Source organism: Sphingomonas cynarae (genome assembly GCF_039537815.1).
GTDB lineage: Bacteria > Pseudomonadota > Alphaproteobacteria > Sphingomonadales > Sphingomonadaceae > Sphingomonas > Sphingomonas cynarae.
In genome coordinates this window covers 368,746-382,638 of sequence record NZ_BAABBF010000001.1, presented here as the reverse complement: position 1 = coordinate 382,638, position 13,893 = coordinate 368,746, and the positions used below count along the sequence as shown (strand labels likewise).

The 13,893-nt window shown below is 69.2% G+C and carries 13 protein-coding genes and 1 riboswitch; of the genes, 7 read left to right on the top strand and 6 right to left on the bottom strand.

What is annotated here, in order from left to right:
* The first annotated feature begins 191 nt into the window (after positions 1–191).
* The 5 genes from ABD719_RS01805 (at position 192) to ABD719_RS01785 (ending at position 5,251) form a co-directional block, all read left to right on the top strand.
* On the top strand, positions 192–2,666 hold the full coding sequence (locus tag ABD719_RS01805; protein WP_425567099.1) for a helicase-related protein: 2,475 nt from the start codon (positions 192–194) through the stop codon (positions 2,664–2,666).
* 20 nt (positions 2,667–2,686) lie between these two features.
* Positions 2,687–2,971, top strand: coding sequence for a S4 domain-containing protein (locus ABD719_RS01800; protein WP_344691662.1), 285 nt, complete (start codon positions 2,687–2,689; stop codon positions 2,969–2,971).
* A gap of 52 nt (positions 2,972–3,023) precedes the next feature.
* A complete protein-coding gene (gene fdxA / locus ABD719_RS01795) occupies positions 3,024–3,365 on the top strand; it encodes a ferredoxin FdxA (protein ID WP_192125646.1) in 342 nt (113 codons plus the stop codon).
* A 199-nt stretch (positions 3,366–3,564) separates the two neighbouring features.
* Positions 3,565–4,098, top strand: coding sequence for a CarD family transcriptional regulator (locus ABD719_RS01790; protein WP_192125645.1), 534 nt, complete (start codon positions 3,565–3,567; stop codon positions 4,096–4,098).
* 412 nt (positions 4,099–4,510) lie between these two features.
* Complete coding sequence (locus ABD719_RS01785; RefSeq protein WP_344691661.1) at positions 4,511–5,251, top strand: head GIN domain-containing protein; 741 nt, start codon at positions 4,511–4,513, stop codon at positions 5,249–5,251.
* A gap of 69 nt (positions 5,252–5,320) precedes the next feature.
* Here ABD719_RS01785 and ABD719_RS01780 read toward each other — a convergent pair whose 3' ends face one another.
* From ABD719_RS01780 to ABD719_RS01765, 4 genes are read right to left on the bottom strand one after another with little or no spacing between them, the layout of a single operon-like run.
* On the bottom strand, positions 5,321–5,983 hold the full coding sequence (locus tag ABD719_RS01780) for a 3-oxoacid CoA-transferase subunit B (RefSeq protein ID WP_344691946.1): 663 nt from the start codon (positions 5,981–5,983) through the stop codon (positions 5,321–5,323).
* Complete coding sequence (locus ABD719_RS01775) at positions 5,983–6,693, bottom strand: CoA transferase subunit A (protein WP_344691660.1); 711 nt, start codon at positions 6,691–6,693, stop codon at positions 5,983–5,985. Before ABD719_RS01775 ends, ABD719_RS01780 begins: the two co-directional genes overlap by 1 nt.
* Before the next feature lie 30 nt (positions 6,694–6,723).
* Entirely contained in the window at positions 6,724–7,545 is an 822-nt protein-coding gene (locus ABD719_RS01770; RefSeq protein ID WP_344691659.1) for an ABC transporter ATP-binding protein, read from the bottom strand.
* Positions 7,539–8,546 carry a FecCD family ABC transporter permease gene (locus tag ABD719_RS01765; RefSeq protein WP_344691658.1) on the bottom strand — a complete coding sequence of 336 codons (1,008 nt, stop codon included), beginning with the start codon at positions 8,544–8,546 and terminating at the stop codon, positions 7,539–7,541. The genes ABD719_RS01770 and ABD719_RS01765 overlap by 7 nt, the downstream gene beginning before the upstream one ends.
* Positions 8,547–8,738: 192 nt before the next feature.
* On the opposite strand from ABD719_RS01765, the gene ABD719_RS01760 reads away from it, so the two are divergent.
* Complete coding sequence (locus ABD719_RS01760) at positions 8,739–9,608, top strand: ABC transporter substrate-binding protein (RefSeq protein ID WP_344691657.1); 870 nt, start codon at positions 8,739–8,741, stop codon at positions 9,606–9,608.
* On the opposite strand, the gene ABD719_RS01755 is transcribed toward ABD719_RS01760, so the two are convergent.
* Both ABD719_RS01755 and ABD719_RS01750 read right to left on the bottom strand, forming a co-directional pair.
* Positions 9,592–11,547 (bottom strand): TonB-dependent receptor plug domain-containing protein, encoded by a 1,956-nt coding sequence (locus tag ABD719_RS01755; protein ID WP_344691656.1) that lies wholly within the window; start codon positions 11,545–11,547, stop codon positions 9,592–9,594. The genes ABD719_RS01760 and ABD719_RS01755 overlap by 17 nt on opposite strands.
* Positions 11,548–11,746: 199 nt before the next feature.
* Positions 11,747–11,969: riboswitch (cobalamin riboswitch) on the bottom strand.
* 244 nt (positions 11,970–12,213) lie between these two features.
* Positions 12,214–12,714, bottom strand: coding sequence for a Ros/MucR family transcriptional regulator (locus ABD719_RS01750; RefSeq protein WP_344691655.1), 501 nt, complete (start codon positions 12,712–12,714; stop codon positions 12,214–12,216).
* Between the two features lie 376 nt (positions 12,715–13,090).
* Here ABD719_RS01750 and ABD719_RS01745 point away from each other — a divergent pair, with 376 nt between their 5' ends.
* Positions 13,091–13,858 (top strand): hypothetical protein, encoded by a 768-nt coding sequence (locus ABD719_RS01745; protein ID WP_344691654.1) that lies wholly within the window; start codon positions 13,091–13,093, stop codon positions 13,856–13,858.
* Positions 13,859–13,893: the final 35 nt, after the last annotated feature.

Sequence of the window (13,893 nt, the reverse complement as noted above, 5' to 3'; positions counted from 1 at the left end):
GTTACGGATGCCGCGTTTCCTTCGGCGTCGGCGCGGACGGTTGAGCACGCCACCTGCTAAAGTCAAATTAACCGCCCGCCCCACCTACCCTCGCTGCGACGAGCGGTGGCGGCCCCGCGCCGGTTCGTATCCGCCTGCAAAACCGATGAAAGCCGTTGCACCGGCCGGGGCGAGGCACGATGTTGGCGGGTATGACCAGTCGTGCCACGGGCAACGTGACCGCCGTTCTCGGCCCGACCAACACGGGCAAGACGCACCTCGCGATCGAGCGGATGTGCGCGCATTCCAGCGGCATCATCGGCTTCCCCCTCCGCCTGCTGGCGCGCGAGGTGTACGACCGCGTCGTCGCGATCAAGGGGGCCGAACGCGTCGCGCTGGTGACGGGCGAGGAGAAGATCGTACCGCCCGATGCGCGCTGGTTCCTCTGCACCGCCGAATCGATGCCATCGCACGAGGCCGCCTTCGTGGCGCTGGACGAGGCGCAACTGGGCGCGGACCCGGAACGCGGGCATGTGTTCACCGATCGCCTGCTGCACATGCGCGGCCGGGAGGAGACGATGATCCTCGGCTCGGAGGCGCTCAGGCCGATGGTGAAGGCGCTGGTGCCGGATGCGGAGATCGTCGGCCGGCCGCGCTTCTCGACGCTGAGCTATGCCGGCGCGAAGAAGATCAGCCGCCTGCCCAAGCGGTCCGCGATCGTCGCGTTCAGCGCGGAGGAGGTCTATGCCGTGGCGGAGATGCTGCGGCGGTTGCGCGGCGGCGCGGCTGTGGTGATGGGCGCGCTGTCCCCGCGCACCCGCAACGCGCAGGTCGAGATGTTCCAGGCGGGCGAGGTCGATTATCTCGTCGCCACCGACGCGATCGGCATGGGGCTGAACATGGACGTGGCGCATGTCGCCTTCGCCTCGCTCCACAAGTTCGACGGGCGGCGGCAGCGACGGCTGACGGTGGCGGAGATGGCGCAGATCGCCGGCCGCGCCGGTCGCCACCAGCGTGACGGCACCTTCGGCGCGCTGGCCGAGGAGGGGCCGGGGGCGTTCCTGCCCGAGGAAATCCTCAATATCGAGGAACATCGCTTCCCCCGGCTGGAGAGCCTGTTCTGGCGTGAGGGCGACCCCGATACCGGCAGCGTCGATGCGCTGATCGCCAGCCTGGAACGCCCGCCGCCGCCCGGCCCCCTGCGCGGTGCGCCGCCCGCCACCGACCTGAAGGTGCTGAAGCGGCTGGCGGATGAAGGCTGGGTGCGCGATCGCACGCGCCATCCGATGATGGTGCGGCGATTGTGGGCGGCGTGCGGCATCCCCGATTTCCGCAAGCTGGGCCTCGACCCGCACAGCCGCTTCGTCGAGCGCGTGTTCCGCTATCTGAGCGAAGGACGCGGGCATGTGCCGCACCAGTGGTTCGCGGACGAGATCGCGCGACTGGACACGGTATCGGGCGATGTCGAGACGCTGGCCGGCCGCCTCGCCGCGATCCGCAGCTGGGCCTATATCGCGCAGCGGCCCGACTGGCTGGCCGACCCCGCCGAATGGCAGGCACGCACCCGCGCGATCGAGGAACGCCTGTCGGACGGCCTGCACGCCAGCCTGACGCAGCGCTTCGTCGACAAGCGCACCACCGCGCTGATCCGCAAGATCGGCGCGGATGCCGGCGCGCTGCCCGTCGTCGTCGGCCCGGAGGGCGAGGTGACGGTGGAAGACCACCCGATCGGCCGGCTCGACGGGTTCCGCTTCTCGGTCGAGCCGGGTGCGCGGGCCAGCGACAAGCGGATGCTGCTCGCCGCCGCCGAAAAGCGGCTGGGCGCGGAGCGGGCACGGCGGGCGGCGGCGCTGGTGGCGGCGACGGACGACGCCTTCGCGCTGGTCGATGGCGAGATACGCTGGACCGGGCACCGGGTGGCGACGCTGGCGGCGGGCGGTTCGCTGGCGCGGCCACGGCTGGTGGCGGATCGCGATCTCGACTGCCTCGACAAGGCGACGCGCGACCGGATCGCCGAACGGCTGGCACGCTGGTTCGCCACGACCGCGCAGGCGCGGGTGCCGGTGCTGGTCGCGCTGGCCGATGCCGCGCGCGATCCCGCCGCGACGCCGGCGTTCCGGGTGGTCGCCGCCGCGGTGGAGGCGGCGGGTGGCATCCTGCCGCGCCTGCCGTTGCGTACGTCGCTGGACGCGCTGACCCCCGACGAGCGGCGGCGGCTGCGGCGGATCGGGGTGACGGTCGGCGCGCTCGACCTGTTCGACCCGCGACTGCTGAAACCGGCGGCGGCAACGTGGCGGCGGGCGCTGCTGGCGGTGCGTGGCACCCCGCCGACCTCGGCGCGCGAAGGGGCGACCGTGCTGCCCCGTGGCAGCGACGGGGCGAGCGTGGCGGGCGGCTATCGCCCGTTCGGCACGCAGGCGGTGCGGGTCGATCTGGTCGAACGCATCGCCCGCGCTGCGCATGATGCCCGGGCCGGCCGCGCGCCCTTCGTGCCCGATGCCGCGCTCGCCACCTCGATCGGGCTGGAGCCTGCGACACTGGCGCGACTGATGGCGGAACTGGGTTTCCGCCCGGCGGGCGAGGCGTGGGTCTGGCGCGGTCGCCCGCCAGCCCGCGCCGTATCGCCTGCGCCGGTGCAGGGGGGCGGCGCATTCGCCGGACTGGCCGGGCTGTTCGCGGCCGAATGATTGCGCCGGGCGACACGACGATGCGGCTCGATCGCTTCCTGTGGTGGGCGCGGCTGACTAAAACGCGCGAGACGGCGCGGGTGCTGGCCGAACAGGGCCGGTTGCGGCTGGACGGGCGGACGATCGACCGGGCGCACGCGGCGGTGCGGGTCGGCAACATCCTGACCTTCGCGGCACCCGGCGGTCGGGTGCGGGTGATCCGGATCGAGGCGCTGCCCGCACGGCGCGGCCCGCCGGCGGAAGGACGGGGCTGCTATCTCGACCTGCAAGCTGCTAACGTGTCGCACCAAGACGAGCTTGATTGACGGGCGCGTCCGTGCGGCATAGCAGCATGGGCATTATTCTCCGGAGCTTACCATGACCTACGTCGTCACCGACGCGTGCATCCGCTGCAAGTACATGGATTGCGTCGAGGTTTGTCCGGTCGACTGCTTCTACGAGGGCGAGAACATGCTCGTCATCAATCCGTCGGAATGCATCGACTGCGGCGTGTGCGAGCCGGAATGCCCGGCCGAGGCGATCCTGCCCGATACCGAGAACGGGCTGGAGCAGTGGCTGGAACTGAACACCACCTTCTCCGCCCAATGGCCCAACGTCACCCGCAAGCTGGACCAGACCCCGCCTGACGCCGACGAGCACAAAGGTGCGGAGGGCAAGTTCGACAAGTATTTCTCGCCGGAACCCGGCCCGGGCGACTGATCGGTCCCGCATCGGGATCGGCCAGCGCACGGCTGCGCTGCAATCGATGCGGAATAGCTGGTAATTTTATTGCTGATCTGTTAAACGATGCCCCAGACGGGCATGTCCACGGCTGCCCGCCTTGTTCGACCACAGTCGCGAATCCTGATCGGCCCGCCCGGCCGATATACGGGATGCGATACGATCCGAAAGGCCCCTCATGGCTGCCAAGGCGCTGTTCTTCGACGTCGGCGATTATGTTGTCTATCCCAAGCACGGCGTCGGCCGCGTGATCGAGCTGCAGAAGCAGGAGATCGCGGGTACCAGCCTAGAACTCTATGTCCTGCGTTTCGAAAAGGAGCGCATGACCCTTCGTGTCCCCACCAACAAAGCCGAATCGGTCGGGATGCGCAAGCTGTCGTCCGACAAGACGATGCGCGAGGCGATGGACACGCTGAAGGGCAAGCCCAAGGTGAAGCGCACCATGTGGTCGCGCCGCGCGCAGGAATATGAGGCGAAGATCAATTCGGGCGACCTGGTGTCGATCGCCGAAGTGGTCCGCGACCTGTTCCGTGCCGACGACCAGCCCGAGCAGAGCTATTCCGAGCGTCAGATCTTCGAGGCCGCGACCAGCCGCCTCGCGCGTGAACTGGCGGCGATGGAAGAGGTCGACGAGCCCAAGGCGCAGGAGAAGATCCTCGACATCCTCCGCGCCTCTGCCGCGATCTACAACAAGGACAAGCCCGTCGCCTGATCGGCAACGTGGCCACGACAGACAGGGAAGGGGCGGTCCGGCAACGGGCCGCCCCTTTTCGTTTGGGTTCGGGATGACATTGGCCGGATCCATCCCGTCGTTGCGCGCATGGCGAGGCAATCCGGAACCCCGCCCGTAATGCCCGATTGCTTCGCCACGCGCGCAGCGGCGGCAGGGCGGTTTTCGCGACATCATGCCCATGGCGGCGATCGACGACCGGACGATATTTAACTGACCCAAGCCGTCATTGCGGGCGTAGCGAAGCAATGACGAACATCCGGTTCAGCCTGATGTCATCCGATCATAAACGGACCGCAGGCATCCGCCCCGTCGATCGCCGCCGCCAGATAACATCTTGCCTCCAATCTGCATTTGTGTACTACTACACCAATACACTTTCGGGAGGGATATCATGCCACGTTTCCATCACGCTGCGATACTGGCCGCCCTGATTGCGGTGCCGGTGGCCGCCTGTTCGATGCCCTTCGGCGAGGACAGCGGCGGAGACGGCGTGGCGGCATCCGGTACCGGGGGCGAGCGCAGCTATGCGGTCGACGGCTTCACCGCGATCGCGCTGGGCGCGGCGGGGGATGTCGACGTGCGGGTCGGCCCCGGCTTTTCGGTCAAGGCGGTCGGCACGCCCGCCGCCCTCGACAAGATCAGGGTGGAGCGCGACGGCCAGTCGCTCAAGCTGACGCGGCGCAAGGGATTCACCTGGGGCAGCGGCGACAAGGTCCGCTTCCTCGTCACCATGCCGCGGATCACCGGCGCGGATATCGGCGGATCGGGCACGGTCACCGTCGACCGGGTCGAGGGCGGATCGTTCGACGGCAATATCGGTGGGTCGGGGCGGCTCGACCTGCGCGGGCTGAAGGTGACCAAGGCCAGCTTCGCGATCGGCGGATCGGGCGAAGTCGCCGCCGCCGGCACCGCGGAGGCGCTGTCGGTGTCGATCGGCGGCTCCGGCCGCATCCGGGCCGAGCCGCTGCGCGCGGACACCGCCAACCTGACGATCGCCGGCGCGGGCGACATCCGCGCTACCGTGCTGCGCAGCGCGGACGTGACCATCATGGGATCGGGCGACGTGACGATCGGCGGCGGCGCCAAATGCTCGGTGACCAAGATGGGCAGCGGCACGGTGCGCTGCGGGTAAGAAGCAGGCAGATCGGGGGCATCGCCCCTTCGTGACGGTCCCGCCCGGGGGCGGGACCGGGTGTTCACGTTACGCCGCCACGCCGCCCACCGCCAGCGGCGCACCGGTCTTGGCGACAATCTCGTCCACCGTCACGCCCGGTGCCAGTTCGATCAGGCGCAGGCCGGGCTTGTCGCAGGCGATCACGCCCAGGTCGCTGACGATCAGGTCGACCACCGCCTTGCCGGTCAGCGGCAGAGTGCAGTCGGGCAGGATCTTGGGGCTGCCGTCCTTGGCGACGTGATCCATCACCACCACGATCCGCTTCACGCCCGCGACGAGGTCCATCGCGCCGCCCATGCCCTTCACCATCTTGCCGGGGATGGTCCAGTTGGCGAGATCGCCGTTCGCGGCCACCTCCATCGCGCCCAGTACCGCCATGTCGATATGGCCGCCGCGGATCATCGCGAAACTGTCCGCGCTGGAGAAGAAGGACGAGGTCGCCAGCGCGGTGATCGTCTGCTTGCCGGCATTGATGAGGTCGGGGTCCGCCTCGCCCTCGTAAGGGAACGGGCCGATGCCGAGCATCCCGTTTTCCGATTGCAGCGTCACGTCGATGCCGTCGGGTACGTGATTGGCCACCAGCGTCGGGATGCCGATGCCCAGGTTGACGTAATAACCGTCACGCAATTCCCGTGCGGCGCGGGCGGCCATCTGGTCGCGGGTCCAGCCCTTGGTCACGGTGGTCGTCATCATGCGTTCTCCCGCGCGCGCGTCGTCAGCTTCTCGATCCGCTTCTCGTTCACCGTGCTCTGCACGATCCGGTCAACATAGATGCCGGGCGTGTGGATCGAATCGGGATCGAGGCTGCCCGCCGGCACGATCTCCTCCACCTCGACCACGGTCATCTTGCCAGCGGTCGCCATCACGGGGTTGAAGTTGCGCGCGGTCTTGCGGAACATCAGGTTGCCCGCCGGGTCGGCACGCCATGCCTTCACGATCGACAGGTCGGCGCGCAGCCACGTCTCGCGGACATAGTCCTCGCCCTCGAACGTCTCGACCGGCTTGCCCTCGGCCACCACGGTGCCCACGCCGGTCTTCGTGTAGAAGGCGGGGATGCCCGCGCCCCCTGCGCGGATGCGCTCGGCCAGCGTCCCCTGCGGGTTCAATTCCAGATCCAGCTCGCCCGACAGATATTGCTGTTCGAACAGCTTGTTCTCACCGACATAGCTGGCGATCATCTTCGTGACCTGCCGGCTGTCGAGCAGCATCCACAACCCGAACCCGTCGGCACCGGCGTTGTTGGAGATGACGGTCAGGCCCTTCACGCCGCTGGCGCGCACTTCCGGGATCAGGCTTTCGGGATTGCCCGACAGGCCGAACCCGCCCGACATGATCGTCATGCCGTCGAACAATAGCCCTTCCAGGGCGGCGGCCGGACTGTCGTAGATCTTGCTCTTCATGCTGCCTCCATCGGGAACGCGGATCGCTGGTCAGGTCGGGACCGATAAACCGGAACGACTGGTGTGGATATGCCGATCCGCGGTTCGCGCCAGCGGCACGAGCAGCGGCTGGCCGTCCACCGTGCCGCGCCACGCCTCGATGCCATAGACCGTGGCGAGCGCCGCATCGGTCAGCACCGCGGCAGGCGGACCGTCGGCGACCACCCGGCCACCATCCATCAGTAGCATCCGGTCGCAGAAGCGCGCGGCGATACCCAGATCGTGCAGCACCACCACGACCAGTGCCCCCGCCCGCGCCTGCGCACGCAACAACGCCATCACGTCGAGCTGGTGGCCGGGATCGAGCGAGGCCAGCGGTTCGTCCGCGATCAGCGCGGGTGCGCCCGTCGCCAGCGCGCGCGCCAGCATCACCCGCGCCCGCTCGCCCCCCGACAGGTCGGTGGCGGTGCGGGGGGCGAGATGCGCGGTGCCGGTCGCCTGCAATGCGGCCGCGATTGCGCTCCTGTCGGACGGTGCGAGACGCGAGAACGGCCCGAGATGCGGTAGCCGGCCCAGCCCGACCAGCCGCTCGACCGTCAACGGCCAGTGTACCGCCACCGCCTGCGGCAGATAGGCGATGTGGCGGGCGACCGTGCGGGCGGTCATCCCCGCGACATCGGCATCGTCGATCGTCACCCGCCCCGCCGCCGGGGGGACGAGGCCGAGCAGCGCGCGCGCCACGGTCGATTTGCCCGCGCCGTTGGGGCCGACCACGCCGATCAACGCCCCCGCCGCCAGCGCCACGGTGACGCCATCGACCACGCGCCGCCCGCCGAGATCGACAGACAGCCCGGTCGCCGCGATCGTCACCACAGCCGCCGTTCCTTCAACAGGTGATGGACGAACACCGGCACGCCGAGGAACGCGGTCAGCACCCCCAGCTTCAACGGCGCGGTGGCGGGGATCAGCCGGGTACCGAGATCGGCCAGCGTCAGCAGCGTCGCCCCCGCCAGGGCCGACGGGATCAGGATCGCGGACGGGCTGCGGTCGGTCAGCGGGCGGACGAGGTGCGGCACGATCAGGCCGACGAAGCCGATGCTGCCCGCCACCGCGACCACGCCGCCCACCCCGATCGCGATCCCCAGCATCAGCCGCAACCGCACCTGCGCAAGATCGATACCGAGCGTGCGCGCCGCATCCTCCCCCAGCGACAGCGCGTCGAGCGCGCGTGCATCCCACAGCAACAGCGCCGCCCCCGCCATCACGCACGGCAACGCGATCCAGACATCGGCGGGGGTGCGATCCTCCAGACTGCCGAGCAGCCATGTGGTGATCTCCATCGCCGCGAACGGATTGGGCGCTAGGTTGAGCGCCAGGCTGATCCCCGCCCCCGCCAGCGTCGCCACCGCCACCCCGGCGAGGATCAGGCCGAGCGGACTTTCGCCGCGCCGCGACAGCCATATCAGGGGCATCAGCGACATGAGCGCCCCCACGATCGCCATCAGCGGCAGCACCGCGGGATGGGCGCGGGCCAGTTGCCAGTAGATCGCGACCACCGCCCCCAGGGCGGCGGCACCCGACACGCCGAGCACGCCGGGATCGGCCAGCGGATTTCGCAGATAGCCCTGCATCGCCGCCCCCCCCAGCCCCAGCATCGCGCCGACCAGCAGCCCCAGTACCGCGCGCGGCAGGCGCAACTGCCACAGGATCGCCGCCACCACCGGATCGCCCTGCCCGGTCATGCCCGCCCACAGCGCCGCCACCGGCAACCGCGCCGGCCCGACCAGCAACGCGGCGATGCCGGCGGCCAGCGCCAGCCCGATCAGGGCGGGAATCAGCCGCGGAGGCTGGCGCCGGGGCGGAGGGTTAGGCACGGCAGACCTTTGTGAGGCAGGGATGGTCCGCCGCGTCGCGTCGGCGTTGCCGGCCTCTAGCCGGTGATCGATGCCATCCGAAAGCAATATCCGTCCGCATGGCGGCTACGAAACCGCTGCAAAATTCTCCTGCTTCCGCGGCGGATGCCGGGGGATGAACTGGACCGTGAAGATGCTACCGGGAAACACATCATGCGCCGCCACCTCCTAACCGTCCTCGCCGCAATCCTGGCCTCGTCGTCGGCAGAGGCCGCGCCACGACAGCCGCCGCGCCGGATCGTCTCGCTCGACCTGTGCGCGGACCAGTTGCTGGTCGCGCTGGCCGACCGGGGCCAGGTCGCTGCGCTGACCGAATGGGCGCGCGACCCCGACCTGTCGGCGGTGGCGGAACAGGCGCGGCGCTGGCCGTTCACCCGGCGCAGCGCGGAGGAGGTGATGGCGCTGCGCCCCGACCTCGTCATCGGCGCGCCATTCCGGACGCGGGCGGCGATCGCGCCGTTGCGGCTGCCGGCGGCGGCGATGATCGACCTGCCGTTGCAGAACGACGTCGCCGGGATCGAACAGGCGATCGCAACGGTCGCGGCGGCGGTCGGCCACCCGGCGCGGGGGAAGCGGCTGATCGCGGCGATGCGCGCGGATCTCGCCGCGGTCGGTCCGCCGCCGGGGCGCGGGCGGGTGGCGGCCTATTACCAGCGGCAGGGGTACCTGACCGGCACCGGCACGCTGGTCGACGACATGATGGCCCGCGTCGGGCTGGTCAATCTGGCCCGGCGGCTCGGCCGCCCCCCGCTGTCGACCTTGTCGCTGGAAGAGATGGCGCTGGCACGCCCCGCCTTCCTAGTGATGGAGGCGGATACGCGGGTGGCCACCGATCGCGGCACCGCGGCGCTGCATCACCCGGTGCTGGACGCGGCGGTGCCGCCCGCGCGGCGGCTGTACATCCCGCAGCCGCTGACGGTGTGCGGCGGCCCCGCCTATGCCCGCGCGGTCGCGCTGCTCGCCGCGCAGGTCCGCGCCGCCGACCGGCGCGGCCCCGCACGCCCGGTCAGAACGACGCCCTGACCCCGCCATAGGCGGCACGGCCCGGCGTCGCGAAGCTGAACACCTCCTCATAGCGTTCGGCGAGCAGGTTTTCGACCCGGCCGAACACCGACAGGCGATCGGTCAGCCGGTATTCCGCGTTCAGATTGACCAGCGCATATTCGCGCAACGACACGCGCACCGGCACGAAGCTGGGGTCGATGAACGCCACATCGTCCTGCCGGCCGTTGTAGCGCAACGTCAGCGTGCCGGCGAAACGCTTGTCGCGACTGAACACCGTGGTGTTCAGGCTGGCGACGTGCTTCGGGCGGCGCACCTCGACCGTGCCGTCCTCGCGCGCCTTGAGATAGGTATAGGCCAGATCGAAACGGAGCTGGTCGATCGGACGGGCAGACACGAACGCCTCCACGCCGTGCTGGCGTGACCGGGTGGTGCGGTTGCTGGGAGAAGCGAGGAAATCGGGGGCGAGGAAGGTGGTGAATATCTCGTCTTCCAGCCTGCTTTCGAAATACGTCGCGCCCACCGTCGCGCGGCCACCCGCGATCTCCTGATCCAGTCCCGCTTCCCAGCCCTTCGACTTTTCGGGGCGCAGATCGGGATTGCCGATGTACCGGCCGTCCGCAAAGCCGAAGAGCTCGAAATAGCCGGGATTCTTGACGCCGGTGCCATAGGCGCCGCGCGCGCGCAGACCGAACGGCAGCCGGTAACCGGCCTGGAGACGGAAGGTGGTGGGATCGGCGAACCGGTCGTTGCGGTCGTGCCGCACCGACGCGCCGAGCGACAGCGCATCGCCGACATTGCCTTCATACTGGCCGACGAAGCCCCAGTTCTCGGTCGCGCGGCGGCCGGTGAAGGCGAAGCCGCCGGGGGTAAGGTTGCGGAACGATTCCCGCTCGTAATCGACCGCGCCGGTGATCCGGCTGACCAGCGCACCGGTATCGATCCGGTAGCTCGTCTCGAACGAGCCCTTGTAGCGGCGGCCGCTATTGCCGTTCGCCAGCCCGGTGCTGCCATAGCCCTTGCGGTTCGTATCGGCGAACTGCCCGGTCAGCGCACTGGTCCAGCGCCCGTCCGCCAGGGCCAGTTCGGCGCGGGCGAGACCGTAGAAGCCCTGCACGCGCGAATGGACGCCCGGGCTGTCGACGGTGTAGCCGAACAGCGGCCCGCTGGTCGCCGGATCGTTGTTGTCGGCATCGGTATAGCTGTAGCGGCCGACACCGGTCAGCTTGAAGGTGGACGACGGCGTCCATGTCGCCTTGGCGGTGGTGCCGACGCTGGTCGATCCGATATCGCGACTGCCGCCGCGCGCGGTGGGCGTGCCGCCGGTGTGATAGACCGAGCCGGACACCGCATAATCGACCGTGTCGCCCGCCCCCGCGATCCGGGCGCCGCCGGCGGCGGTGCCGAACGAGCCACCTTCCGCGCGCAGCGAGACGCCGGGCCGCTCGCGGCCGGTCAGCGTGATGTACTGGATGACGCCGCCGATCGCGTCGGAGCCGTAGAGCGACGATTGCTGGCCGCGCAACACCTCGATCCGCGCCGCCTCGTCCGCGATCAGCGTGCCGAAATCATATTCGCCCTGAAAGGGGTCGGACACCTCGATGCCGTCGATCAGGACCAGCACATGGTTGCTCTCGCTGCCGCGGATGCGCACCTGCGTCATCCCGCCGACCCCGCCGGTACGGCTGACCGCCAGCCCCGGCACGTCGCGCAGAATGTCCGACACGATCCGGGTCTGACGCTCCTGCAACGCGGCGGCATCGAGCAGCGTCACCGAGGCGGGCAGATCGGCGACCGGCGTGCCCTCCCCCGAGCGCGAGGCGGTGACGACGATCTCGTTGCCCGCCGCATCGCGGGTCGGCAGGGTCGGATCGCCCTGCACGGTGGCAGGCCGGGCGGCGGCAGGCGCGGCGGCAAGGCCGATGGCGGCCGACGCCAGCAGTGAAACGATGGTCTTCATGAACAGTCCCCCCGCGCCATCGGACGACGCGGACGCGGGGCCGTTTCCGCCCGCACCCCATGGGCACGCGCGAACACCGGGACCGATGCGCGCCCGGCGGACGCGACGCCCGGCTGCTCCAGTCCCGTCGCGGCCCCGGCCGCCATGTTCGTCGCTCGAACGGAATCCTGTCCGTGCCCCGGCCAACCCCTGGACCAAAGCATGAGCGACGGTGCCGGCAGGTCTCCTGGCTCACGGGTCAAGGCTCGACCTACGCCTTCCCGGATCGGGTGATCCAGTGGCCGCCCGACCGATTGGCCGGGCCCGTACGTCTCGCTCGCCGCTGACAGTTGCAGGGACAGCTGCGGATTGGGAGGGCGAGCCCTCCGCACCGCATTCCACATTCAAGCCCCTTTCGGGACACCGGCACGATCGATGGACCGCGACATTCGTCGTGGTCCGGCGGCGCCCTACCGCAATGCGGCACGGACGCCAACGCGATTTTGGGACGCGGCCAAGCCCCCGGCGTCATCGCGAGCGTCGCGAAGCGATGACGAAACCGGGCACGCCAGTGCCATCATGATCGAAACGCCATCGCCCTAACATGACGACACCCGCGCCGGGGGTGTCCCGGCACGGGTGTCGATCGACTGGTCGCACGGCGACGGGCGCCGGCGACCCGACGGGTCATTCGCCGGCGGGAGCGTCCGCCTTGCGACGGCGGGCCGGGGCCGGGGCGGCGTTTTCGTCCGCCTTGCGCGCACCGGGCTTGCGGCCGAGGCCGATCTTCTTGGCCATCGCGCGACGGCTTTCCGAATAATTCTCGGCAACCATCGGATAGTCTGGCTTCAGGCCATAGCGGTCACGATATTCTGCCGGGGTCAGCCCATGGGTCGCCAGGTGCCGGCGCAGCGTCTTGTACGGCTTGCCGTCGATCATCGAGATGATGTGATCCTTCGACGCCAACGACTTGCGGGCGGTGACCGCGGGGGTGAAATCACCCGCCGGTTCGGCCGGGGCCGCGGGCTGGACGCCCGTACCGAGCAGCGTCGACACCGTCTCGTGCATCTTGCCAAGGAACGCCGGCACCTCTTCGGCAGAAATGCGAGTGTTGGGATTGCCCAGCCAAGCAATCGTCAGCTCGATAGCCAGTTCCACCGCGTTGTTGTCAGGGTTTTCGTCGGACATGATATGCTCCTTCATCACCACCCCCCGTAACGTAGCAACAGGTGCCGTCAATATACAGATCAGAAATGGTCAATCCCAATATCGAACGGCAAAAAGGCCGATGCGGTGCGAATAACCACACAGATCGATCATGTTACCCGTAGATGAATGCAACGAACGATCCCGATCCCGTATCGGCGGGCCACAGGTCACGACAGGGCGGCGTGCCGGGGCGGCACGGGATCGCCGCAGCCGGTGCTTGGCGGGATGGCGCGGTATTGATAGAGCAGCCATCCAGCCAGGGGCGGCGGCGGCGGGCGGCGAAGGGCGGCACGGGGCCGCCGACCCGGCATCGGGGAGACGGCATATCACTTTTCACCAGCGGCTCAGACGGGCAGTGGCACGCCGCATCGGCCCCTATACCTCACGGGTCGAGGACGTGTTGGCCGATCGCGCGATCCGGCCGAAGCTGGAACGCCTGCGCCGGTCGTCCTTCTATGCCGACCTGCCCGGTCTCGCGATCCTCGTCGTCGGCGTGCAGTCGCCCCGACGGCCCGGCTCGCTCGATCGCATCTACGAACAGATGGCCAGCACGCGGCACCGCATGACCTTCGACAGCAAGGGCGTGGAGAAACTGGGCAAGCTCGACAACGTCAACGTCCTGCTCGAACGCCACGACCTGTCGCGGTTCGACTGGGTCATCATGGTGGACGACGATGTCGAACTGCCCGAGCATTTCACCGATACTTTCATCGCCCTGGCGGAATATGCCGAGCTTAAGATTGCCGGGCCGGCGCAGCGCGCCTTTTCCTACTGGAGCCACCGCATCACCAAGCGGCAGCACGGCGTGCTGGTGCGCCAGACCAACTATGCAGAGATCGGGCCGATCATCGCATTGCGGCGCGAGGTGTTCGACCTGACGCTGCCGATGCCCAGCCTCCGGTTCGGCTGGGGGGTCGACATGGTATGGCCGGTGCTGGCGGCGAAGCGCGGATTCAAGACCGGGGTGGTCGATGGCGCCGCGCTGCGCCATGTCAGCCCGATCGCGGCGGATTACGACCACATGGCCGCATCGGCCGAAGCGGAGGCGTATATGAACCCGCACGGCATCGTCACCGGCGTGCATGTGCTGGAGACGAGCGCGACGGTGCGGGATATAGCCTGATCGCTGCCCCACCCGAATGTTTCCCGCGGGAAACA